A 23902-nucleotide genomic window follows, 5' to 3' on the forward strand; every position below is an offset into this window, starting at 1 on the left:
CATCAATTCGGTTGACAACAACCTAAGCAATGCTGTGAACTTCAATCAAGCTCAATTTTTGGCACAAACGTTCAGGCAAGCTTAACAGTGACCAAAACCATCAGCCTGACCGGCATGCGCAGCTTCGTCGCGGTCTGCGAGACCGGCGGCGTGCGCGCCGCTGCCGATCAGATCGGCCGTACGCCGTCCGCCGTGTCGATGACCTTGAAGCAACTGGAAGACGATATCGGCGCGCCACTGTTCGAGAGCGAGCGCAAGGGCGCGCTCTCGCCGGTCGGCCGCATCGTGCTCGACGAGGCGCGCGCCATGATCGCCCATTACGATCGCGCCTGCCTGGCGATGACCAGCTACGCCGCGGACCTGCAGGGACGCTGCGACGTGGCAAGCGTGCCTTCGGTCGCCGTGACGTTGCTGCCGCGCGCGATCGCCCAGCTTCGCGCCGAGGGCAGCAGTTTCGACATCCATGTCCGCGACAGCGATTCCAGTGCCATCGTCGAGGCGGTGGAAAACGGCATGGTCGAGGTTGGCCTTTGCGTGCTTGCCAGCAAGCGGCCGCAGCTCAGTTTCGAGCCTCTGTTCCAAGAGCCGCTCGATTTCGTCTGTCCGGTCGATCATCCGCTGGCGACATCGAAGCGCCCGTTGAAATGGGCGCAGCTTGAAGGCGAGAGCTTCATCCGCAATGGCGCGGCCGAAGCACTCGGGCTTGCCGAGACCGAGGCGCTTGCCGCCGGCTCGAAACTCACCGCGACCAATGTGAGCTCCAACCTGGCGATGGTGGAGGCCGGGCTCGGCGTCACCATCCTGCCCAGGCTCTGCCGCTGGAAATGCAGCCATGCCGTGCGCTTCGTCCCGCTTGCCGATCCACGCTCGAGCCGGAGGGTCGGCTGGATCACCAGGGAAGGCCGGAACCTGCAGCCCGCGTCTCTGCGCTTCATCGAATGCATTCGCCAGCAGACCCAGGCGGGCGAGAAAGAGTTCGGGGCGGAGATGGAGGCAGAGTCCGCATCGAAACGCTCGCCCGAGAAGCGCTGACCCGACACGGCGCAAGCGAGCGGCAGGCCGAGGCGTTGGCCGCCGGCATCGCGGCGGCGGAGCGCGACGGCTTGAAGTCGCACGGGCTGATGTATCTGCCGACTATTGCGGAGCGCGACGGCTGAGCGCACGGGCTGTGGTATCGGCCGAGCCGGCCTGACTCCGGCCTGCCCCGGCGCCGGCTTGTCGCCGTCGATGCCGGCAACGGCTTTGCCACGCGGCATCGCCCTCGGCCTGCCGCCGCTGATCGAAGCGGCGCGCTCCCAAGGTGTCGCCGCGCTCGCCATCCGTAATTCCTACAATTGCGGCGCGCTCGGCTATCACACCGAACGGATCGCTCAAGCCGGCCTGGTCGGGCTGGGTTTCACCAACGCGCCGGCCTCGATCGCGCCCTGGGGCGGCCGCAAGGCAGCCGTGGGCACCAATCCCTTGTCGCTCGCCGTCCCGGACGGACAGGCGGCGCGCGCTTCGTCATCGACCAGAGCGCAAGCGTCGTCGCCAAGAGCGAGGTCATCAAGCGCGCTCGCGCCGGCGAACCGATCCCGCCCGGCTGGGCCTTCGATGCGAGCGGCGAGACGACGACCGACGCAGGCGAAGCGTTGAGGGCACCATGGCGCCGGCGGGCGGCTACAAGGGCGTCGGCACCGCATTACTGGTGGAGATCTTTGCCGCATGCCTGACCGGGGCAATCCAGGGCTGTCGCCAGCCCTTCTCCGGCACGGCCGGAGGGGCCACCCGGAACCGGCCAGTTCTCCTGGCGGTCTCGCCCGAGGCCACGTCGGGCGGCGCGTTCGCCGGCAATCTGGAAACCGTCGCCGGCGCCTTCATCGGCGAAGCGCGGCTTCCCGGCACGAGGCGCTCGGCGCGCGCGGGCATGCCGATCGAGGTGCGGCCGAATGCGGTCCGCAACACCTGTCCGACCTCACGACAAATGGGTTCGGCGCGCGGTCTGATAGCCGGAGTGTTGGTTCGGCAAGGGTGGATGGAAGTACGAGACGCCGGCAAGATATACAGCCTGTCACGAATCGCAATTCGGAGTTTCCACGCGCTCGACGACGAAAGCGCTCGGACCGCGTGATCGCGTTGCAGAGTACCTAGGGTACTCGACACGGAGGCTACGTGCGGCTGCGGTGGTTGGATGAATTCTTGGATCTGCGCGAACGCGAACTGTCCGCCAGCAATGCGTCGTTCGCGGCGCTGGAGTCAAATGCGCGGCCTAGCCAGAGAAGCGGCGCCGACGCTGGCACGCGGTATCCAGCCTAGGGCCGGAGACTGGTGTCATTTCATTTGGCGGCCCGCCGGGAGAAGCCCAGGGAGTGGAGGTGTCAGGCTCTTCGCCTCGCCACGCGGAAAAACCTGCGCAGGATCGCCGCATGAGGCGATCGCGCTGCGCCCGCCGGAGGTCGTCATGCGCCTTAAGCGGCTTGGCGCGGCGCATCCGACGCGGCTCAGCTTCCTGCGCCAGTTGATCCGCCGCGCCGCCAGGGAGAAATGGCGTGTCCGCAAGCACCTGTTCGACCTCGACGACAATGGGTTCGGGCGCGCGGTCTATGCGGTCGAGACGCCGGCAAGGATATACAGCCTGGTCGCGTTCTCCACGCCGCTCGACGACGAGAAGCGCTCGGACCGCGTGATCGCGCAGGCCTGGGACACGAGCTACGTGCTCTATGACGGATTGCCGGACGCCGCCGACATCGCCCGGCTGGAGGCAAATGCGCCGCTGCAGGAGGCGGGCCGCTACACCAGCCGCGAACTGGTGCTGGCGCGCGCGAACAAGAGTGTCAGGCTCTTCGAGGACGTCGCCGCGGCGCTGGCGCAGGGACAACAGCCGGATGAGGAGCAGTTGCTCGGCGTCGGCTATCTGCTTCGCACCACGGCGGTCTACGGCAACGGCAAGTTCGGCATCGTGGATCGCGACGAGATATCCTCACGGCCGGAGCTTGCCGGATCCTTCCAGGCTGAAATGCTCACCGTCTGGCTGATCCGGTCCTTCACTTTCGACCTTGTCGATCACATTGCCCGTCGCCGCAATCCGGCCGGCGCGGCAAAGCTGGCGCCGGACCTGCGCCGGGCGCTCGGTGTGGGCAACGCGACCGGACTCGGCATGGCGCCCTTCCTCGTGCGCCATCCGCTGTTGACGCATAGCTGGTTCCTCGCCCGCGAAACCGCGCTGGCGCGGGTGCGCGCCGAACCACATGCCGGCGCGGCGGAACGAGACGCCTTCTCGAACGCGCTCGCCGATCTGCGCCGGCGCGTTGCCCGCTGGCACAGCGACGATAGCCGCCAGGCCACGGCAACCCGAATATTGGCCGCCGACCTGGGCGCGCTGGCGGAAAACCTCGATCAGCTTCTGGCGAAGCCGCGGCCTTGGGATGCACTCTATCGCTTCGCCGAAGATCACTTCTCGCTGGAGGGGCAGGAAGCCTGCGTCTCCCTTATCCTCGAACCGCACGGCGCCTTGATCGACGAGCTCGGCGACACGATGAAGGCCGACGAAACGCCAGGCCATGCCATCGAAGGCGGCATAAGTTGCGCTTTGCTGCGCCGGGCGCTCCTCGACTGCTATTCCTGGGCGAGGGCAATCGACTTCGCCGACCCGGCTGCCAATGCGCGCTTCTGGTACGTCTCGGCGGAAAAGCTCGAGCCCCGGCTTGGCGAGCGCTTCGAGGAGGACGGCGCCGAGCTCGAACAGCCTCTGGCCACCGCGCGCGACGCGCTTGGCCTGGCGGCCGCGCTGGCAAAGGAGCCGGCCTCGGCCAGTGTCGCCGACTTCCTGCTGCGCTGGCCCGAATGGCGCCATGCGGTGCGGCGCGCCCAGATCGTCGCGCAATTTCCCTATGCCGAGATCCACGACAATCTGATCGGCGCTGAATTGCGGCCCGTCGACATATTGCGCGCCAAGCTGGCGTTCTTCGGCGCGCGGAGCTTCGATCCGCGCTCCGACCGCTGGCTGCGCATCGCGCTGTTCAGCGGCGAGCCGCTGATCGAGGATGTCGCCACGATGGCAGGAAAAGCCGCGTGATCGACCTGTCGCTCAACGAGGTGGAAACGCTGAGCGCCAAGACGGCCCGGGGCGCCGGATTTTCATGGGGATTGGCCGAGGATGTCGGCCGCGCGGCGCGCCGGATCGCGGCCGAGGACGACAACTGGGGCAAGGCCATGCTGAGCCTTGCCGAACAAGCACAATCCTTCGAGTCTCCCAGCCTTGCCCGCGCGGCGCGCTGGCGGAGCGGCGAGACTGACGCCGCGACTGGAAGGCCGCTCTGTCCGATCCGGACGGCGGCCCTACTGCTCGACGAACCGCCTCCAGCGAACGTTATGCCGCTGACGATCCTGGATGTCGGCCTGCCGGTCTGGTTCGACGCCATGCTGCGCCGCTCACCCATGCGCGTAGCGCGGCCCGTGGGGCTGGCGACGCGCGCCGATGTCGTCATCGAACGCCGCGCCGAAACCGAGCAGCCAGCCACAGGCCGGCGCGGCGCGATCGACGAGCGGACACTTGCGGCGCTCAATTCCTTCGCCGCCAGAACCTATGTGCCGGAAAGCGAAAGATCGCGCGTGCGTGGTGCCGGTGGCGGCCGGGTGGACGATGAATAACAAGGGGAGAACAAAATGAGTGCAGCCGACGGCCAGAAGATCGCCATGCGTGGCGCAGGCTACTATTCGGCCAACACCGTCGGCGCCAAATACGTCATCGACAAGGTCGGCGATCTCGTCATCGAGGCTGTCGCCAGGATGCCCCGACTGGCCGACGGCCTGCCCTTCGCCATCGCCGATTTCGGCGCCGCCGATGGGGGCACTTCCATGGACATGATGCGACGGCTGATCGGCGCCGTTCGGGAGAGGGAACCGAACCGGGCGATATCGATCACCTACACCGACCTGCCCCATAACGATTTCTCGACCTTGTTCCGGCTCAGCCAGGGCCTTCTTGGAACCTCCACCGAAGCGCCGCTGGCCGAGACGCCCGGGCTTTACATCTTCGGTAGCGGCACCAGCTTCTACCGCCAGATCCTGCCGGACAATTCGCTCTCCTTCGGCTTTTCCGCGACGGCGATGCACTGGATCAGCAAGCGGCCGTGCATGATCGCCGACCACGTCCAGGCGGTCGGTGCAAGCAATGCCGAGCGCGAGCAGTTCCGCGCCCAGGCGCTGCGCGATTGGGAGACGATCCTGCTTGCCAGGGCGCGCGAATTGCGATCAGGCGGGCGGCTTGCGCTGGCCAATTTCTGCATCGACGAGGAAGGCCGCTATCTCGGACATACGACGGGCGCCGACATGTTCGACAGCTTCGCCCGCCATTGGCGCGATCTGCTGCGGGCTGGGCGGATCAGCGAGACCGAATATGTCAACGCGACGTTCCAGCAGTTCTACAAGACGCCCGACGAGTTCGCGGCACCCTTCCGCGATCCCGCTTCGCCTGTGTCGCAAGCCGGGCTAAGGCTGGAGACGATATTCACCATGGTGACGCCCTGCCCATATGCCGAGGCGTTCCGCACCCACCGCAATGCGCAGGATTTCGCCCGCGCCTATGTGCCGACGCTGCGCTCCTGGTCCGAGACCGTTTTCGCCAACGCGCTCGATCCCTCGCGGCCGCCAAGCGAACGCTCCGCGATCATCGACGATTTCTACGGCGCCTATGAAGCCGACGTCGCGCAAGCTCCCGAAGGCCATCGCATGGACTACGTCCACTGCGTAACGGAGATCGTCAAGTCTTGACGGAGCGGCAAGCGCCGCGCCGCCCGCTCGAGGTCTTGACGAAAACAGGTGCGCCTGTTTGAGACTCGGCGAGCAAGGGGACATTCGCTCCCGAGGAGATGAGCAGGCGGTGGGCAAGCTTTGAAGCGCGTTTTTCGATTGCTTGCTGCTGCGATCATGGCGTCCGGTGTGACCGGCTGCACCAGCATTTCCTACTACGCGCAGTCGCTGGAGGGCCATGTCGAGATCATGGCCGCGCGGAAAAATGTTGGAAAACTGATCCGCGATCCCTCTACGCCCAAGGCGCTGCGCGCCAAGCTGACATCGGCCACCGCCATCCGCCGCTTTGCCACGGAAGAACTGGCGCTGCCCGACAACAGCAGTTACCGCAGCTATGTCGATGTCGGCCGCAACGATGTGACCTTGGCGGTCTTTGCCGCGCCGCAATTCTCGCTCGCGCCGGTAACATGGTGCTTTCCGGTGTTCGGCTGCGTTCCCTACAAGGGTTATTTTTCGCGCAAGGACGCGCTCGAAAATGCCGCCGCGCTGCAGCGGCAGGGGCTGGACGTCTATGTGACAGGCATCACGGCCTATTCCACACTGGGCTGGTTCAGCGATCCGCTGCTCAGCACTATGCTGCGCCAGAACGACACCTATCTCGCCAGTCTTGTCTTCCATGAGCTGGCGCATCAGAAAGTCTATGTGAACGGCGACTCTGCGTTCAACGAGGCTTTCGCGGTTACTGTCGAAACCACCGGCACGAGGAAATGGCTGCGCGCCACCGGCAATCGCGCCGGATTGCGCAGCTACGAAGCCGATCGCAAGCGCAAGGCGGATTTCCTCGGACTGATCTCGAAGACCCGGAACGAGCTGAAACAGGTCTATGGAAGTCCCCGCAGCCCCGCGCAAATGGCGGCCGCCAAGGCGGCCACGATCGACAGGCTGCGGATGCGCTACCGGCAGATGCGCGACAAGCGCTGGGCGGGATACCGGGGTTACGACGCCTGGTTCGACAGCCCGATCAACAACGCGAAGCTCGCCGCGACTGCCGTTTACGGCGAAGAGGTCCCGGCCTTCCTTCGCCTGTTCGACTTGTGCTCCGGCAACTATCCGAGATTCTATGCCTCTGTTCGACGTATCGGCGCGTTGCCCGCGCCCTCCCGTGCCGAAGCGCTCAAGGCTGCGACGACGTGTGATTGAGCTGAACCGGCTCTATTCCGCCGCCAGCGCCGTCACCTCGCGCCGGAAAGGCAAGGCATCGCCGATATCGGGTTCGTCCAGCTCGCGGGCGAAGCGGTGGCCGGCATAGGTGGCCCAGGCGATGGGCCCTGGCGCCTCGGCATCGCCGATGACCTTGATCGAACGGATGCCGTTGTCCGCCCATTCGTTTTCGCGGGCTTTCAGCTCGCGCCAGACCGCGTCGTCCTGGTTGCGCGACGTGACCAGGACGACGGCATCGGCCGCCAGTTCCTGGCGCACGCCGGTGTAGACGCAGGCCGTGAACACGCCGCCTGATACGATGACCGTGACGGTCCTGTTGAGGACGATATCGACACCCAGCTCCGCCAGGCGGCGGTGGATGGCGCCCTGCTCCAGCGTGTTGCGGGTCCAGTCCGACACATAGGCCGATGGCGTCACCAGGGTCACCTTGGCGCCCCGCCGCGCCATCAGTTCGGCAAGAACTCCGCCCATGTAATAGTGGTCGTCGTCGAACAGCACGACATTGCCGGCCGGCACCTTGCCGTCCATCAGATCGTCCGGCGTGTAGACCGGCATGGCGGCGTCGATCGGCATCGGCACGACATGCGCGCGTGCCACGCCGTCGCGCCGCCAGGTCGACCCGGTGGCGATGGCGACATTCTGGAAGCCGAAGGACAGGAGGTCGTCCGCCGACAGCCGGCTCTGAAAATAGATGTCGACATTGGGCATCTGGCTGATCTGGTATTGGCGATAGTCACGCACCCTGCCCCAGGCCGACAGGCCCGGCAGCAGGCACTCGCGCGCCACGCGCCCGCCGAGTTCGGTGCCCGCTTCCGCCAAGGCCACCTGATAGCCGCGCAGGCCGAGCGCGCGGGCGGCCTCCAGCCCGGCGGGCCCAGCGCCGACGATCAGCACGCTGTCGCTGTCACCCTTGGCCTGCATGCGCTCCGGATGCCAGCCCTTGCGCCATTCCTCCATGAAGGTCGGATTCTGCGTGCAGCGCGAGATGGACATGGTCATGTCTCCGATGATGCAGATGTTGCAGCCGATGCATTCGCGTATGTCCTCGATGCGGCCCTCCTCGACCTTCTTCGGCAGGAAGGGATCGGCGATCGACGGGCGCGCGCAGCCGATGAAGTCGAGCGTGCCGGACTTGATCATCCTCACCATCACATCCGGCGAGGTGAAGCGGCCGACGCCGACGACCGGCTTCGAGGTCAGTTTCTTGATGCCGGAGACGAGGCTCTCCTGCGCTGCCTCTTCCTTGAAGCGCGAGGGTCCCGAGCAATCCTCCCAGGCGCCGTGGGCGAGGTCCCAGAGATCAGGCAGCTCGGCATGCATCTCGATCATGTCGCGGACTTCGGAATTGGCGAAGCCAAGCTCGCCGATCATCTCGTCCAGCGACAGCCTGAGCGTCAGGCCGCAGGTATCGCCGATCGCGTCCCGCCCTTCCTCGATCAGCTCGCGCATCAGCCGCGAACGGTTCTCCAGCGAGCCGCCATATTCGTCGCTGCGCTGGTTGGTGGCGGTGGACAGGAAATGCTGGATGATGCCGAAACCATGCGCGCCGTAGAGGCACACAAGGTCGAAACCCGCCTGCCTGGCGCGCTTGAAAGCGTTGCGGTGCCAGCGGCGCAGGTTGCGGATATCCTGCTTGTCCATGGCGCGCGCCTGCACCGGATCATTGGTGAAGGTGCGGATCGGCAAAGCCGACGGCCCGCGCGGAACCTCCTTGGTGTAGAGGTTGGGGCCATTGATGCCGGAATAGGCGAGCTGGATGCCGGCCAGCGCGCCATATTCGTGCATGGCTTTCGCCATCTTGGCCAAAGCCGGAATGTCGGCGTCGTCCCACAGGCGGAGCTCGATGAAGGGCGTGATCTCCGAGGTGTGGTGCATCTCCGTCTGTTCGGTGAAGATGACGCCCCATCCGCCTTCGGACTTCATGCGGCGCATCTCGGCCGCGGCCGACGGATCGCGATAGCCGCCGCCATTGCAGTGCGGAACCTGGTAGAAGCGGTTCTTGGCGGTCACCGGACCGATCTTCATCGGCTCGAACAGAATGTCGTAGCGTGGGTCGCGCATTGTACTTCCCTTCTCGTCGGCTGGCGCTGCCGATGCTCCGGAGACTACTCATAAGTTGGCGCCGGCGCGGGAAAACTACGGAATTCTTCTGCGCGGGTTAGGACATGCCTAATCTCGCGTCGCCGGGATTAGGCTGCAATGAATCGAAGCTGAGCCAAATGCGACTTCAGGGCGGACATCGCCCGATGTAGACAGCCGGTTGCGGCAACGGGACAAGACACATGGGCAGCATCGATATCCTCGAACGGCTGATAGCCTTCCCGACAGTGAGCCGCGAGTCGAACCTCGACCTCATCTTCTATGTGGCTGACTTGCTCGAAACGAGCGGCATAGCCAGCCAGCTCATCCACAGCGCCGACGGCCACAAGGCCAATCTGTTTGCCGCCATCGGCCCGTCCGACAGGCCCGGCATCATGCTGTCTGGCCATACCGACGTCGTTCCTGTCGACGGCCAGAACTGGACGCTGCCGCCATTCTCCATGACCGAACGCGACGGCAAGCTTTATGGGCGCGGCGCGGCTGACATGAAGGGCTTCGTCGCCTCAGCGCTCGCGGCCTGCCTCAAGGCAGCGAAGATGCCGCTGCGCACGCCCTTGCATCTGGCGCTCTCCTATGACGAGGAGGTCGGCTGCCTCGGCGTGCGCGACCTGATCGACATGATGAACGCGGCGCCCCGGCGCCCGCTGCTGTGCATCGTCGGAGAGCCGACCGACATGCAGGTGGCCACCGGGCACAAGGGCAAGCTCGCCGCACGCGCCGTCTGCAGGGGACGCGAAGGCCATTCGGCGCTTGCTCCGCTGGCGCTCAACGCCATCCATCTCGGCTGCGATTTTGTGCGAGCCTTGCGCGACGAACAGGACCGGCTTGCCCGCGACGGCGCCCGCGACGGCGACTACGACATTCCCTACACGACGGTGCATGTCGGCAAGATCAATGCCGGCGTGGCGCTCAACATCGTGCCCAACCTTTGCGTGGTCGACTTCGAGATCCGCAACGTCGCCGCCGAGGATGCCACGGGCATCCTCGACAGGCTGCGCAGTGCGGCCGCACGCATTGCCGCGGATGCCGCTTCGATCGCCCCCGAAGCGGCAATCGACATCGAGATCACCAACACCTATCCGGGCCTCGACACGCCGGCCGCTTCGGAAGCGGTCGCGTTCGTCAAATCGCTGACCGGCGCCAACAGCACCATGAAAGTCGCCTTCGGTACCGAAGGCGGATTGTTCAGCCGCGATCTCGGCACACCTTCCGTCGTCTGCGGCCCGGGCTCGATGGCGCAGGGGCACAAGCCTGACGAATTCGTCAGCGTCGAGCAGTTGCGGCGCTGCGACGAGATGCTGGAGCGGCTGCTGTCGCGGCTCGCCGACGGCTGGCCGTGAATCTCACTTGACGATGCGTTCGGTGCCGAAGACGCCTTGCTCGACGACGAAGCGGCGGCAATGGTCGATGAAGGCTTGCACCGTCAGCGTGCGGTGCTCGGCGTTGGGCAGCGCAATGCCCATGGTCAGCGGTCTGATGTCGCCCAGCAAGGGCACGAAGACCAGCAGCTTGCCGTCCGGCGACATGGCGTTGAGCGGCCGCATATTGGCGATGCCGTAGCCGAAGCCGTTGGCGACCATCGAACGCATCACGGCGATGTCGCCGGTGCGCTCGGCGATCTTGGGCCGCAGGCCCTGAAACGCCGAAAGGAAGTATTCCCGGCTGTAGGGCAGATCGAGCAGCACCATCGGCTCGTCGACCAGTTCCTCGGGCGTGATACCCGCCCTCCCTGCCAGGCGATGCTCGGCCGGCAGCATCACATAGGCCGGCAATTGCATCAACGGCTCGAACGTCATGTCCTGCGACAATTCCAGATCGTAGGTCAGCGCGGCATCGATTTCGCCACGCTGCAGCATCTCGAACAATTGCCCCTGGTTGCGCTCGAACTGCCGGACGCGCACATCCGGATAGGCGTCCTCGAACTTTTTGCGCAGCGCCGGCAGCACGATCTGCGCGAAGGTGAGCAGGCAGCCGATGGCCAGCGGCCCGCGCACCTTTTCGGCGATATCGCCGGCAATGTCGTGCAGCGCATCGGCATCGTTGAGCAGCCGCGCGGCTTCCTTGAGGAACAGGCGCCCTCCCGCGGTGAGCGCCAGCGCATGCGAATGCTTGCGCACGAAGAGCTGGACGCCGAACTCCGCTTCGAGCTGCGCGATCGAAGCCGAGATCGAGGGCGGCGAGACATTCACCTGCTCGGCCGCCTTGGCGATCGAGCCGGCTTCGCCCACGGCGACGAAATATTCGAGCTGTCTGAGCGTGAAGCGGAGCGGCATAGTCCTATGTTGCCGGTTTGCACCCGGCGATCAAGTCGCGGCCGCTCGGTACTTGATTCAGGCGGTCTTCAGAACGCACGACGTTCGCGGCACGCCGCGCATCGACCATCGCACCTATTCTGGATGCCGGGTCGAGCGGGTCGCCGGGTTTCGTATGCCGACTCCGGAACTGGTCGGACTACTCGTCACCGGGCACGCCGTAGCTCGGCGCATCGGACGGATTGAGGGCGCGGGTGACGTAGGCATCGAGCTGCGGTTTGTAGATCTCCCACAGCGTTGCGAGTTGCTCGATCGGACACGCCTCGGTCCAGTCGCAGCGCAAATCGGCGACGGGCCAGGACACATCGCGCACCAGCTTCATGCCGGCGGAGCGGACAGGCCCCGCCTCGCCGCCCGCCTTGAGCGCGGCGCGCATCGTGGCGATCAGCCGGTCGCCGAGATGGCCCTCGGAAGCGAGGAAGGCGTCGACCATGGCTTGCGGGATGCCACCATTTGCGAGCAAATTGCCGCCGCAGGCGACGTCCTCGCCGCGCGCCTCGGCCCAGATGCCCAGCGCTTTCGGCCCGGAATGGATCGCGCTGCCGCCGGCCGCGTCGACCGCCAGCACCTGCCGGTATTCGCTGAAGGCGGCCGTGCGCTTGATGATCGCAACCGCCTCGGCAGCGGAGGCGCCGCGCGCCATCAGCTCCAGCGCCCGGACCCCGAGCGTCGGATCGGTGACGTTCTGGCTGGCGACCGCGCCGACACCCGCCTGGGCGTAGGCGCAGCGCGCCGCGACAGCCGGAGACGACGACGACACCGCCACCCCAAACATGCCTGTCCGCCTGCAGCGCGCAACGATGGAAAAGGTCATGGCCTCAGTCCGGTATGACGGCGGTGCCGTCGATTTCGACCAGCCATTCCGGCCGCGCCAGCGCCGACACGACCAGCCCGGTCGAGACCGGATGCACGCCTTTGATGTATTCACCCATCGTCCGGTAGACGGCCTCGCGATGGCGGACGTCGGTGATGTAGACCACCACCTTCACCAGATGCTCCATCGTGCCGCCGCACTCCTCGATGAGCTGCCTGATGTTCTGCATGACCTTGTGCGTCTGCTCGGCCGGATCGTGGCTGTCGATGTTCTTGGCCGTGTCGAGATCCTGCGGACACTGGCCGCGCAGATAGACGGTGCGGCCGCCGCGGGTGACAACCGCTTGGCAGAGATCATTGTCGAGCTTCTGCTCGGGATAGGTTTCCTTGGTGTTGAATTTGCGAATTCGCGTATGCGCCATCTTGGTCTCCAATTGGGTCGGGCTCGCAGCTTTGGTCAGGCGTCCACGGGCTCGCGCTTCGCGGCGGCATGGTAGGCCAGATATTTGCGCTGCGTCGAAATACGGTCTGCCACATGCTTGGCATCGTGCCAGACGCCCCAGATGAAGCTCGACCCTCGGCGCGATTGCCAGGGCAGCCCCAGGAAATAGATCCCCGGCTCGGTCGAGACGCCGCGATGGTGCCTTGGCCGGCCCTTCTCGTCGAAGGCATCGACCTTCAGCCAGCTGTAGTCAACGGCGAAGCCCGTCGCCCAGATGATCGTCGCCACGCCGGCTTCGGCAAGATCGAGATTAAGGATCGGATTGGTCACGCAGTCCGGATCGGGGTCAATCTTGCGGAGAGCGGGCTCTTCCGGAAGGTCGAGGCCGTTGCGCGCGACATAGGCATCGGCCTCGTCCAGCAGCGACATCAGATTGGCGTCGCCTCGCGCAATATTCTTCGCAAGATCGGGCGCGAAACTCATCACGCCGTCCTGGTATGCCTTGGTCATGCCGACGAGGGTGAGCCCCTGCGCGGCCAGGCGGCGGAAATCGATCGTCTCGCCGCCACGCGCGCCACTCACAGCGATCGTGACATGTTCCGTGCCAGGCCCTGGCGTTTCGAGGTCCCATTTGCCGAGCACGCCCAACCACCAGCAGAAGTCGCGCCCGCGATAGGAACGCGGCGGACGATCGTGCGGGCCGACCGAGAGATAAACGCGCCTCCCGGCGCGCTGCAGCTCATCGGCAATTTGCACGCCCGAAGATCCCGCGCCGACCACCAGCACCGCGCCTCTCGGCAACTGCGCCGGATTGCGGTAGGCGCTGGAGTGGATTTGCAGGAGGCCGGCATCAGCAGGAACGAGAGAGGGGATGACGGGGACCTGGAAAGGCCCGGTCGCGGCGACGACGCTGTTGGCTTCGATCACGCCATCCGAGGTTTCGACGCGGAATCCCGGACGGCCGACATTCCTCTGCACGAGCTTGACCTCGACGCCGCAGCGGATCGGCGCGTTGATCTGCTTTGCGTAGGCGACGAAATAGTCGGCGACCTCTTCCTTGGAAGGAAAGCCGTCGGGTCCTGTCACCGGAAACTCCATGCCCGGGAAACGGTCGTGCCAGGCCGGGCCGTTGGCGACCAAGGAATCCCAGCGCTGCGAGCGCCAGCGCTCGGCAATCCGGCCGCGCTCGAGGACGAGATGGGGTACCCCGCATTTGCTCAGGTGCTCGCTCATGGCCACCCCCGCCTGGCCGCCGCCAACGACAAGCGTGTCTACCGTCTCAACCGACATGCTCAGTCCTTTTTTGATCATCCGACAGCTTCCGCCGCGCGGGATGAAACCGACCTTGGGCCACGGGTGGGTGCACACAGGCTGCGCCATCCGACCGCTTCTGGCGCTCACAAGTAGCAGCACGTACCAGCGCGGGCCCATAACGAATCTCCGAAGTCACGCGTAACCATTTCCGAATTTCTCGCGCCGAGAGACGCACCTAGAGTTCCGGAATTCTCGAGGGGCTGGGATGCAGACTGAGAGCTTTGACTACATCGTCGTCGGCGCCGGTTCGGCCGGTTGCGTGGTCGCCAATCGGCTGAGCGCCGATTCGTCAGTCAAAGTATGCCTGATCGAGGCCGGCGGCAGCGACAACAGCCTGCGGGTCAAGGTGCCGGCAGGCATCCTTTCGCTCTACGGCAATCCTAATTACGACTATTGTTTCGTCGGCGTGCCGCAGCCGCCCCTCAACAACCGCAGCATTCCGGTCAACCGCGGCAAGGCGCTGGGCGGATCGAGCTCGATCAACTCGATGGTCTATATCCGTGGCGCCGCCGAGGACTATGACGAGTGGGCCGGACTCGGCTGCGCCGGCTGGGCCTATCGGGACGTGCTGCCCGTGTTCAAGAAGCTTGAGCGCAACCTGCTCGGCCAGGACCAGCGCTATCACGGCAGCGACGGCGAACTGCTGGTCGACAATCCGCGCGACCCGAACGTGCTTTCAAGCATGTTCGTCAAGGCCGGCAAGAACGCCGACCTCCCCGCCAACACCGACTTCAATGCCGAAAGCCAGTTCGGCCTCGGCATCTACAATGTCACCCAGGATCGCGGCCAGCGCTTCAGCAGCTTCAGCGCCTTCATGCGTCCGGTGCTCGACCGCAAGAACCTCACGCTGCTCACAGAATGCGAGGTGATCGACCTCGTCATCGCCGAAGGGCGGGCGACGGGGATGCGCGTGCGGCATGAGGGCCAGCAGAAGACGCTCTCGGCCAACCGCGAAATCGTGCTTTCGGCCGGCGCCATCAACTCGCCCAGGATATTGATGGCCTCCGGCATCGGACCGGCAGATGAGCTCCAGCAGATCGGCATCACGCCGGTGCTCGATCTGCCGGGCGTCGGCAAGAACCTGCAGGATCATGTCGACGGCATGATCACGGTGCGCTCCAAAAGCACCAGGACGCTCGGCCTGTCGCTCGCCAACCTGCCGCGAATGGCGGCAGCGCCTTTCCAGTATTTCGCGCGCCGCAAGGGCATGCTAACCACCAACTATGTCGAAGCCGGCGGTTTTGCGAAGACCAGGTACGCGAACGGCCTTCCCGATATCCAGTTCCATTTCGTGCCCGGATATCGCAGCCATCGCGGCAGGCTGATCGAATACGGTCACGGCTACGCTATCCACACCTGCGTGCTTCGGCCGAAAAGCGTGGGCGAGATCAGGCTGTCGCGAGACAGTGCTCGCCGGGATGTTCTGATCGACCACCGTTTCTTCACGCATGAGGACGACGCCATGGTGCTAGTCGAAGGCATCAAGATCGCGCGCCGGATTTTTGCCTCGTCCGAATTCGACGCGGTGCGGGGCAAGGAGATGCTTCCGGGCAAGGATATAAGCAGCGACGACGAGATCCTCGCCTATCTGCGCGCCGAAGCGCTGACCGTCTATCACCCGGTCGGGACCTGCAGGATGGGAACGGACGACATGGCCGTCGTCGATCCGGCGACGCTCAAGGTGCGCGGCGTGGACGGACTTCGCGTCGCGGATGCTTCGGTCATGCCGAAGCTGATCGGCGGCAACACCAACGCGCCAAGCATGATGATCGGGCAGAAGGCTTCGGAGATGATCCTTGGTAGGGGCGCGTAACGGCGAACGGTAAAGATCGCCTCGCCTTCGAAATTGGGCCGCTCGGCATTTCGCTGAGCTGCCCGATTGTTGCCCTGAACCGGGGAGCGCCCTTGCAACCCGTAGCGGCCGCGAAGGCGGTGATGCGCCGATTTTTCCGGCGAGACCCCCGACCGAGGCGGTCACGAAGCCGTGACGGCCGTAACGAAGGTTCCGCAGGTTGCGAAGACTGGGCGTAGACGCCGCGCGAAGCACTTCCAGCGCGGCTCGGCCAAGCATCGGCCGCCCCCGCAAATCTCTCAAGGAACCCACGATTATGATGAATCGGCGCACTTTCTCCACCACGCTTGCCGCCGGAATGGCCACGAGCCTCCTTGCCAGCTCACCCAGGGCGCGAGCGCAGACGACCCCGAAGCTGCGCAATGTAGTCATGGTTCATGGCGCCTATGCGGATGGTTCGTGCTGGTCGGACGTGGTCGGCATCCTGCAGCAGGCCGGCTTCAGGTCAACCGTCGTCCAGCACCCGCTGACCACGCTGGAGGCAGGCGTCGAGGCAACGCGCCGCGCGATCGCTCTCCAGGATGGACCGACGGTGCTTGTTGGACATTCCTTTGCTGGCATGATCGTCACGGAAGCGGGGATGGACCCGAAGGTCTCCTCGCTCGTCTATGTCGCGGCGCGCGCGCCGGACGCCGGCGAAGATTACACGGCGCTCGCCAAGACCTTTGCGGCGCCACCGGCTTCCGCCGGCCTCGTCTGGTCCGAAGGCTACGGCAAGCTCAGTGAGGAGGCTTTCCTGCGGGATTTCGCCGGCGGTATTCCGCACACGAAGGCGCGTATCCTCTATGCCGTCCAGGGGCCGATCTCGGACAAGCTTTTCACCGGAAAGACGACGCAGGCGGCCTGGCGCTCGAAGCCAAGCTGGTATGCCGTATCGACGGAGGATCGCACGATCAACCCTGATCTCGAGCGCTTCATGGCAAAGCGGATGAACGCAAGAACCATCGAGGTGAAGGCAAGCCATTTGTCGCTGATCTCTCACCCGCACGAGATCGCCCGGCTTATCTCGCAAGCCGCCGGACAGCTGAGCTGACAGGCTGATCGGGTCCGGGGCGGCAGACGTCCGCCGCCTCGGGTTCGGGCGTTCGATGCTCCCGACCATTTGCCCTCAGTGATCCTCGTCGATCTCATCGTGCAGGAGGCCGAGGATGCGGCGCTTGAGCGCGATGAAGTCGGGTTCGAGGATCACGTCCATAGAGCGCGGCCGCGGGATGTCGACCTTGATCTCGGCCTTGATCTTGCCGGGCCGGGCCGTCATCACCAGGACGCGGTCGCCCAGGACCAGCGCCTCGTCGATGTCGTGGGTGACGAAGAGCACCGTCTTCTGCTGCCGCTCCCAGACGCGCAGCAGCAGCTTCTGCATGGTGCCGCGCGTCTGGCTGTCGAGCGCGCCGAACGGCTCGTCCATCAACAGAACGGCCGGGTCGTTGGCAAGGGCGCGCGCGATCGCCACGCGTTGCTTCATGCCGCCTGAGAGTTGCGCCGGATAATGGTCGGCGAATGGCGCAAGGCCGACCTCGTTGAGATACTGGTCGACGATCTGCCTGCGCTGCTCCGCCGGCAGACCCTTGCGCTTGGGGCCATATTCGATGTTGGCGCGCACCGTGAGCCAGGGAAACAAGGTGTAGCTCTGGAACACCATGCCCCGGTCGGGACCTGGCTCGATCACTTCCCTGCCGTCGACCTTGATGCTGCCCGAGGTGGCGTCATTGAGCCCGGCGGCCAGATAGAGCAGGCTGGATTTGCCGCATCCTGACGGACCGACGATGACGCAGAATTCGTTCTTGGCGACCTGCAGCGACACATCGTCCAGCGCCAGCACGCCATTGACGTCGCCATAGCGCAATGTCACGTCCTCGATGGCCATGGTGGTGCCGGCCGAACGCTGATCGCCGGCTGCATGGGTCGTGCCAGCCGGGTTGTTCGCCTTGATGGTTTCGGTCATCACTACCCTTGATCCGGCTGCGGTTTGCGAGGAGGCGTTCATAGTCAGGCTGCCCATGGCGCGACCCTCGCCCGGAGAATGCGGAATGCCGTGTCAGTGATGAGGCCAAGAAGCCCGATCGCAGCGATCGCCATGAAGATCACATCGACCTGGAAGCCGCGCATCGCTTTGAGGCTGATATAGCCGAGGCCGCTCGACGCCGCGACCAATTCCGCCACGACCAGGTAGGTCCAGGCCCAGCCCATGGTGACGCGAAGCGTGTCGAGGATCGCCGGAAGCGCTGCCGGAAAGATGACGTGCCACACGGCTTCGCTACGCCTGGTGCCTAAAGTGTAGGAGGCGTTGACCAGGTCTCGGGAGACGCTGCGCGCGCAGTCGGAAATCATCACGAGCTGCTGGAAGAACGTGCCGAAAAAGATCACCGCTATGCGCTGCTCGATGCCGATTCCGATCCACAGGATGAACAGCGGCACGAAAGAGGTCACCGGCAGGTAGCGGATGAAATTGACCAGCGGCTCCAGCGGCGCCTGCACCGCCCGGTAGGTACCCATCCACAGCCCTAGCGGCACCGCGATCGCCGAGGACACGATGAAGCCAAGGATCACCACCTTGGCGCTGGTGAAAGTGTGATAGAAAAGACTGCCGTCGAGCGACATGCGATAGGCCGTCTGCAGCACGGTTCCGGGCGTCGGCAGGAACATGCTCGGCACGACGCGGCCGTAGGACAGAAGAGCCCAGCCGCCGATCACGGCTATCCACATTGCCAATGCGAGGGTGGTTGCGGTGCTGGCGGGAATGTTGGCGAATGGGGTCGTCAGGCGTGTCCACGCCGTCCGCCTCTGTGCCATAGGATGGCCTCCGTAGATTTAAGCGCGAAACTGAAGCTTTCGAGAAAAAGCGGGGTCAGCCTGTCAAGCCGACCCCGACGGATTTCGAAGGCTTACTGTTCCTTGATGAAATCGGTGTCGAGAATGGTCTTCGCGTCGATCGTCATCTTGAGCTTGCCGGCCTTGCCCCAGATATCCTGGGCGAAGTTCACCAGGTCGGACGCCTCGCTCTTTTCCGGAGTGCCGAAGAATTCCAGGTTGCGGGCGCGGTCGTAGTAGCGCACGCCCTGGGCGCCGGCCGCGAAATCCTCGGGCTTCTCGAGATAGCCGCCAATGCCCTTGGCCATGATCTCATAGGCCTTGTCCGGATTGGTCTTGATGTAATCGACCGCCTTGTAATAGCCCTTGATCAAAGCCTTCACATCCTCGGGATGCTTCTCGATCAGGTCGCATTTGAGCGCGATCACGTCAACGATCAGGCCGGGCGTCGTCGCGGAGTCGATCAGCACCTTGCCCTTGCCGCCCTTGCGGACTTCGGTCAGGTGCGGCTCCCAGGTCACTGCGGCGGGAACCTGGCCGGCGATGAAGGCGGTCGCGGCGTCATCGGCGGTCATGTTGGTGATGCTGACATCGTCCTCGGTCATGCCTTCCTTCTTCAGGAGCACGTTGAACCAGAATTCGGAAACGGAGCCCTCGTTCAGGGCGACGGGCTGGCCCTTCAAATCCTTGAGCGACTTGACGTCGGCCTGCGTGACGACGCCGTCGCCGCCGTGGCTGTCGTCAAGCGCCACGACATATTTGAAGCAGAGGTCGTCGGAGCGGTACTTCATCAATTCGTCGACTGTGGATGCCGCGCCATCGAGATCGCCGCCGGCGACCGCCGCCATATAGAGCGCCGATTCTTCGATTACTTTCAGGTCGACGTCGACGCCGGCTTCCTTGAAGTAGCCGAGGTCGCGGGCAAGAAACAGCGGCCCGTAGCCGACCCAGGTGGTCATGCCGAGGCGGATGGCGCCGGCGTCAGCGGGGGCGGCAAGCCCCAAGCCCAGCAGGCCTGCGCTGACCGCGGTCATCAGGCAATTGCGGAATGTCTTCATTGTCGTGGTTCCCCATGGCTGTTGCTGGCATCGGCCTCATTCGAGTGGCGTATGCCAGGCTGTCGTTTCGGCAGCCGCTCTCTTGTTATGCGTCGCCCTCCCAGGCGGGCCTTCTTCTAGGTTCCGCAAGAGAGCATCCGGGCCGGGTCGCCTAAAGAAGTCTTTTTCTGTCCTTTGCTTCGCCGAAACCGAAGCAGCGGCCCTTTCCTTGCCGACGAACTCGAATCGAGGGCGCCGCGCGATTGCGGTTCCGGCGGATGTGCCAATGGCCACGGGCCGGTGCCGCCCTGGAAGACGCAAAACGGCGACCGGGATCGGTCTGCTCGGCATTTCCGCTGCGCAATCGGCGGCCGGCATATCGCTCAAGGACACCACGGAGGCGGTTGTCGCCGTATTCACCGGCGGTATCCAAACACTCGACCTGAGCAGTTGAAGCTACGTCGTCGGAAAATTTCGGTCTCAGCGGCTAATGCCTGACCATCCCGGCGTCGACGTTCAGCGTCTGGCCGGTGATCCAGCGGGCGTCCTCGCTCGCCAGGAACGATACGACGTCGGCGATATGCTCGGGCTGGCCCTTGCCTTTCATCGCCTGCAGCATCTCGACGAAGCCGAACGCCTCGTTGTGCGGGCTCGCCTTGACGCCGTCGCTCTCGATCAGGCCGGGCGTCACCGCATTCGCCGTGATGTTGTATTTGCCTAGTTCCGTGGCCAGCGCCCGGGTGAAGCCAATGACGCCACCCTTGGCCGCGACATAGGCCGCCATGTTGGGTGTGCCGGCAAAGAAGGTGTTGGAGGCGATGCTGATGACGCGTCCCGCCTTGTTCGACGCCCGCATCTGGTCAGTGGCCGCGCGGGTGACGATGAACGTGCCCGTCAAATTGACGTCGATGATCTTGCGCCAATGGTCGAGATCGACATCGTCCCACGCGATGAACGGCACGATGCTGGCGTTGTTGACCAGTATGTCCACGCCACCGGTCAGCGCCTGGATTTCAGCAAAAAGCGCTTTGACGGACGCTGGATCGGAGATATCGGCGGCGACAGCCTTCGCTTTCCCGCCGATCGACGCGGCGGCCGTCTTTGCGCCCTCGGCGTTGATGTCACTGACGATGACGGTCGCGCCGTCGGCCGCCAGCCGCGCCGCGATCGCCTTGCCGATACCCTGCGCCGCGCCCGTCACCAGGGCCGCCTTTCCCGCAAGCCGTCCAGTCATGAAATTTCTCCCTCGATCCGTGATCCGATGATGTCCGTTCAGGCGTCGGCGTCGATGACGGCCAATGCCGCATCGATGCCTTTGCCGATTGCCAGTTTCTGGCCGGCCGCGTTCATGGCGCCGCCAAGCGCCGTCAGCGCCGCGATGGCGTAGATCGGCTGGGCGGTCGGCCCCATGTGGCCGATGCGCGTCAGCTTCCCCAGCGTTTCGCTGCGACCAGATGAAAACACCACGCCGTAGCGGGCGCGCGCGGCCTGGCGAAGCGCCTTCTCGTCGACACCGTTGGGGGTGCGAACCGCGGTGGTGGTCGGCGACGCGATCCCGTCGCTGGCTGCCCAGATCGACAAGCCCATCGCTGCGACGCCCGCGCGCGTGGCCCTGGCTGTAAGCGCGTGTCGCGCCCACACCGCCTCCGGCCCCTCGTTGAGATAGAGGTCGAGCGCGACATCGAGCCCGTTGATCTCCGAGACCGAAGGCGTGAACGGAAACGGCTTGTCGCTCGACCAGGCATCTTCCCAGTCGACGATGCTCAGCATCGATGCGCGCGGCGCAAGCGGATTGGCCTTCATCTTGGCCCAAGCCCGCTCGCTGACGCCCATCATGGTGAGGCCGGGAGGGGCGCCCAGGCATTTGTTGGGACCGGTGACATAGATATCGGCCTTGCAATCCTCGGGATGGGTCTTCATGCCGCCAAAGGAAGAAACGGCGTCGACGATAAGGTAGGCGCCATGCGCCGAGACCAGCGCGCCGATGGCGTCGATCGGATTGATGGTGCCGGATGGCGTGTCGTGGTGACAGACGGAAACGACGGTGATTTCCGGATGCGCCTTCAGCATTGCCGCGACCGCCTGCGGGTCGATCGCCTCATTGTAGGGCACTTCTATCTCGAGCAGATTGGACGAATAGCGTTTCGCCCAATAGCCGAACCCCTTGCCGTAAACTCCGGAGGCAAGGTTGAGCACGACGTCGTCGGGCGCGATCAGGGAAGCCGCCGCGGCCTCGAGGCCGAGCACCGGCTCGCCATGCAGGATGACCGGCTTGTTCGACAGCCGCATCGCCTTCTGCGCCTTGTCGGTCACTCTTTCGTAGAAGAGCTGGAACGCCGGGTCATAGTCGTAGAGCACGGTGCGGCCGAGGCCACGCAGCACTTCCGCATAGGCGTTGACAGGCCCGGCGGTCAGCGTGATGACAGGATCGGCATGATCGGAATAGCGCATGGGAGTGGTCTCCGGATTGGCGGCGTTCAGCCGTAGAACTGGGTGCCGGTCTTGTAGGTCTTGAAGTTTTCCATGTCGTGCGAGTACATCAGCTCGGCGCCGTAATCCTCGGCCAGCTTCTTCACCTTGCGCATCGAATTGACGCCCGCGACCGGGTCGATATGGAAGGCTGCCTGGCACAACGTCTCCAGGCTCTTCTGCGTGTAGGCGGCGTCTATGGTGAACATGATCGGCTTGCGCTTGGGAAACTCGACCAGCAGGCTGTAGTGGCCGATCGAATGGCCGGGCGTCGAGATCAGCTTCACGCCTTTGGCCAAATCGACGTCGCCCTCGATGCCTTCGAAGGTCGAATTGGCGCGCGTCGTGCCCTCCAGCAGCTGCGCGGTGGCGCCACGCGCCTCCGCCGCCTCGGCCGAGAAGCTCAGGTCGGAATAGCCGAGATGCTCGAAAGGTTGCGGATTGCAGGCCTGTGGCACCTCGGAGCGATGGCAGATCTTCTTTGCGTGTGGAAAATACTTGTTGCCGCCGCAATGGTCGAAATGGAAATGCGAGTTGACGACGACGTCGATGTCCTTCGGCTCCAGCCCGAGCAGCGCCAGCGCGCCGGGAATGGTCTGGTGCTTTTCCTGGATCGGCTTCTCGAAAGGCAGCACTTTCATGACGTGGTCGTAATCATAGCCGGTGTCGATGAGGAACCGGCCCTCGGCATGCTCGATCAGGATCGAATAGACGGGAAAGCGCACTTCGCCGCCGGGGCCGCGATTCCAGAACACATGATAACCGTCGAGAACGAGCGAGCCGCCGTCGAGCAGGTAGACCTTGGTATCCGACATTTGTCGTCTCCTATCTTGGCGCGGATCCCATCCGCGCATCTGGTTTCTGTCAGCGCGCGCCGCGCTCATATGGAATGCCGAGCGCCGCAGGCAGGCTGGCGCGCCGCCCGAACAGCACCAGCATGATCATCACCGCCAGGAACGGCAGCATCTGGATGATGTCGGTCGCGATGTTGATGCCCGCCACCTGCATGGCCGTGGTCAGCGACAGGCACACGCCGAACAGCAGAGCGCCGAACAGCACCCAGACCGGACGGCCGCGCGCCAGCATGGCCAGCACGATGCCGAGAAAGCCGGCGCCATTGGTGATGAACGGAATGAACAGGCCCGCTCCCACATTGGCGAGATAGGCGCCGCCCAGTCCGGCCAGCGCGCCGGTCGTCAGCACCGCGATGGTGCGGGTCCTGATGACGTCTATGCCGGCGACGTCGAGCGCGGCCGGCTTGTCGCCGGCGGCCTGCAGGTTGAGGCCGAGCTGCGTGCGCCGGTAGACGTAGCCCATGGCGAACACCAGCGCGACGGCCAAGTAGACGATCAGGTGATGCTTGAAGAAGGCCGGCCCGATGACGGGAATGTCGGACAGCAGCGGAATGACGGTCGCATCCGCCGCCGGCAGGCGGGGATAGCTGCGCGAGAACTGGAAATGATGGAGCAGCGCCGTCAGACCTTCCAGCCCCAGCGTCAGCGCAATGCCGATGACGATCTGGTTCAGCCCGATGCACACGCAAAGCAGCGCCATGATCAGCGCCACCGCGACGCCGCCCGCGGCGCCGGTGAGGAAGCCGAGCCACAGCGACCCCGAATAGAAGGCGCCGACAAAGCCGAGATAGGCGCCGGCCAGCATCATGCCTTCAATGCCGATGTTGAGCACGCCGGCCTTTTCCGACATCTGCTCGCCGAGCCCGGCAAGCAGCAGCGGGACGGCCGCAGTGACGGCGCCGAACAACAGCGCGCCAAGAAAAACCTCGCTGAACAGCCCGGTCATG

The 23902-nt window shown here is 64.7% G+C and carries 23 protein-coding genes; 11 read left to right on the plus strand and 12 right to left on the minus strand.

The features are described 5' to 3' along the window. Positions 1-87: 87 nt before the first annotated feature. The 7 genes from EJ068_RS05050 (at position 88) to EJ068_RS05075 (ending at position 6930) form a co-directional block, all read left to right on the plus strand. On the plus strand, positions 88-1032 hold the full coding sequence (locus EJ068_RS05050) for a LysR family transcriptional regulator (RefSeq protein ID WP_129554488.1): 945 nt from the start codon (positions 88-90) through the stop codon (positions 1030-1032). Between the two features lie 195 nt (positions 1033-1227). Further along, positions 1228-1635, plus strand: a complete 408-nt coding sequence (locus tag EJ068_RS32920; RefSeq protein WP_210212034.1) for an Ldh family oxidoreductase — start codon at positions 1228-1230, stop codon at positions 1633-1635. 7 nt (positions 1636-1642) lie between these two features. Then, the gene (locus EJ068_RS32925) at positions 1643-2110 is read left to right on the plus strand and encodes a hypothetical protein (RefSeq protein WP_210212035.1); all 468 of its coding nucleotides are present in this window, start codon (positions 1643-1645) and stop codon (positions 2108-2110) included. Between the two features lie 330 nt (positions 2111-2440). Further along, a complete protein-coding gene (locus EJ068_RS05060) occupies positions 2441-4054 on the plus strand; it encodes a hypothetical protein (RefSeq protein ID WP_189512602.1) in 1614 nt (537 codons plus the stop codon). Continuing rightward, positions 4051-4629, plus strand: a complete 579-nt coding sequence (locus tag EJ068_RS05065) for a DUF3726 domain-containing protein (RefSeq protein WP_189342015.1) — start codon at positions 4051-4053, stop codon at positions 4627-4629. Before EJ068_RS05060 ends, EJ068_RS05065 begins: the two co-directional genes overlap by 4 nt. Before the next feature lie 15 nt (positions 4630-4644). After that, positions 4645-5751, plus strand: a complete 1107-nt coding sequence (locus tag EJ068_RS05070; RefSeq protein ID WP_127251857.1) for an SAM-dependent methyltransferase — start codon at positions 4645-4647, stop codon at positions 5749-5751. A gap of 156 nt (positions 5752-5907) precedes the next feature. After that, positions 5908-6930: an aminopeptidase gene (locus EJ068_RS05075; RefSeq protein WP_127251858.1), complete on the plus strand. Its 1023-nt coding sequence runs from the start codon at positions 5908-5910 to the stop codon at positions 6928-6930. 12 nt (positions 6931-6942) lie between these two features. On the opposite strand, the gene EJ068_RS05080 is transcribed toward EJ068_RS05075, so the two are convergent. Then, on the minus strand, positions 6943-9012 hold the full coding sequence (locus EJ068_RS05080; protein ID WP_127251859.1) for an FAD-dependent oxidoreductase: 2070 nt from the start codon (positions 9010-9012) through the stop codon (positions 6943-6945). Positions 9013-9233: 221 nt separating this feature from the next. Between EJ068_RS05080 and argE the strand changes: the two genes are divergently transcribed. Next, positions 9234-10391 (plus strand): acetylornithine deacetylase, encoded by a 1158-nt coding sequence (gene argE, locus EJ068_RS05085; RefSeq protein WP_127251860.1) that lies wholly within the window; start codon positions 9234-9236, stop codon positions 10389-10391. A gap of 3 nt (positions 10392-10394) precedes the next feature. On the opposite strand, the gene EJ068_RS05090 is transcribed toward argE, so the two are convergent. From EJ068_RS05090 to EJ068_RS05105, 4 genes are all read right to left on the minus strand, one after another. Further along, a complete protein-coding gene (locus EJ068_RS05090) occupies positions 10395-11324 on the minus strand; it encodes a LysR family transcriptional regulator (RefSeq protein ID WP_127251861.1) in 930 nt (309 codons plus the stop codon). Positions 11325-11502: 178 nt separating this feature from the next. Beyond that, entirely contained in the window at positions 11503-12177 is a 675-nt protein-coding gene (locus tag EJ068_RS05095; protein ID WP_129554489.1) for a DUF1028 domain-containing protein, read from the minus strand. A gap of 4 nt (positions 12178-12181) precedes the next feature. Then, positions 12182-12598: a RidA family protein gene (locus tag EJ068_RS05100; protein WP_042647582.1), complete on the minus strand. Its 417-nt coding sequence runs from the start codon at positions 12596-12598 to the stop codon at positions 12182-12184. Positions 12599-12633: 35 nt separating this feature from the next. Next, complete coding sequence (locus EJ068_RS05105; protein WP_127252759.1) at positions 12634-13908, minus strand: NAD(P)/FAD-dependent oxidoreductase; 1275 nt, start codon at positions 13906-13908, stop codon at positions 12634-12636. 229 nt (positions 13909-14137) lie between these two features. Between EJ068_RS05105 and EJ068_RS05110 the strand changes: the two genes are divergently transcribed. Beyond that, positions 14138-15745: a GMC family oxidoreductase N-terminal domain-containing protein gene (locus EJ068_RS05110; RefSeq protein WP_127252760.1), complete on the plus strand. Its 1608-nt coding sequence runs from the start codon at positions 14138-14140 to the stop codon at positions 15743-15745. A gap of 292 nt (positions 15746-16037) precedes the next feature. After that, positions 16038-16817 carry an alpha/beta hydrolase gene (locus EJ068_RS05115; RefSeq protein ID WP_127252768.1) on the plus strand — a complete coding sequence of 260 codons (780 nt, stop codon included), beginning with the start codon at positions 16038-16040 and terminating at the stop codon, positions 16815-16817. Between the two features lie 75 nt (positions 16818-16892). Here the strand turns inward: EJ068_RS05115 and EJ068_RS05120 are convergent, their stop codons facing one another. The 3 genes from EJ068_RS05120 to EJ068_RS05130 all read right to left on the minus strand — a co-directional run bounded on the left by EJ068_RS05120 (position 16893) and on the right by EJ068_RS05130 (position 19653). Further along, the gene (locus EJ068_RS05120; protein WP_245463438.1) at positions 16893-17651 is read right to left on the minus strand and encodes an ABC transporter ATP-binding protein; all 759 of its coding nucleotides are present in this window, start codon (positions 17649-17651) and stop codon (positions 16893-16895) included. 122 nt (positions 17652-17773) lie between these two features. Further along, entirely contained in the window at positions 17774-18577 is an 804-nt protein-coding gene (locus EJ068_RS05125) for an ABC transporter permease (protein ID WP_127252762.1), read from the minus strand. Between the two features lie 92 nt (positions 18578-18669). Then, complete coding sequence (locus tag EJ068_RS05130) at positions 18670-19653, minus strand: ABC transporter substrate-binding protein (RefSeq protein ID WP_127252763.1); 984 nt, start codon at positions 19651-19653, stop codon at positions 18670-18672. Positions 19654-19918: 265 nt separating this feature from the next. Between EJ068_RS05130 and EJ068_RS32500 the strand changes: the two genes are divergently transcribed. Beyond that, positions 19919-20086, plus strand: a complete 168-nt coding sequence (locus tag EJ068_RS32500; protein ID WP_189341993.1) for a hypothetical protein — start codon at positions 19919-19921, stop codon at positions 20084-20086. A 33-nt stretch (positions 20087-20119) separates the two neighbouring features. Here the strand turns inward: EJ068_RS32500 and EJ068_RS05135 are convergent, their stop codons facing one another. Genes EJ068_RS05135 through EJ068_RS05150 form a run of 4 tightly spaced genes read right to left on the minus strand, consistent with a single transcriptional unit; the run spans position 20120 to position 23901 of the window. Next, positions 20120-20866 carry an SDR family NAD(P)-dependent oxidoreductase gene (locus tag EJ068_RS05135; protein WP_127252764.1) on the minus strand — a complete coding sequence of 249 codons (747 nt, stop codon included), beginning with the start codon at positions 20864-20866 and terminating at the stop codon, positions 20120-20122. A 38-nt stretch (positions 20867-20904) separates the two neighbouring features. Further along, complete coding sequence (locus tag EJ068_RS05140; RefSeq protein WP_128314865.1) at positions 20905-22083, minus strand: alanine--glyoxylate aminotransferase family protein; 1179 nt, start codon at positions 22081-22083, stop codon at positions 20905-20907. 26 nt (positions 22084-22109) lie between these two features. Then, positions 22110-22916 carry a 4-pyridoxolactonase gene (locus tag EJ068_RS05145; RefSeq protein WP_127252766.1) on the minus strand — a complete coding sequence of 269 codons (807 nt, stop codon included), beginning with the start codon at positions 22914-22916 and terminating at the stop codon, positions 22110-22112. A gap of 49 nt (positions 22917-22965) precedes the next feature. Continuing rightward, positions 22966-23901 carry an ABC transporter permease gene (locus EJ068_RS05150; protein ID WP_129554490.1) on the minus strand — a complete coding sequence of 312 codons (936 nt, stop codon included), beginning with the start codon at positions 23899-23901 and terminating at the stop codon, positions 22966-22968. Position 23902: the final 1 nt, after the last annotated feature.

The sequence above is a fragment of the Mesorhizobium sp. M2A.F.Ca.ET.043.02.1.1 genome, from assembly GCF_003952405.1.
Classification (GTDB): Bacteria; Pseudomonadota; Alphaproteobacteria; order Rhizobiales; family Rhizobiaceae; genus Mesorhizobium.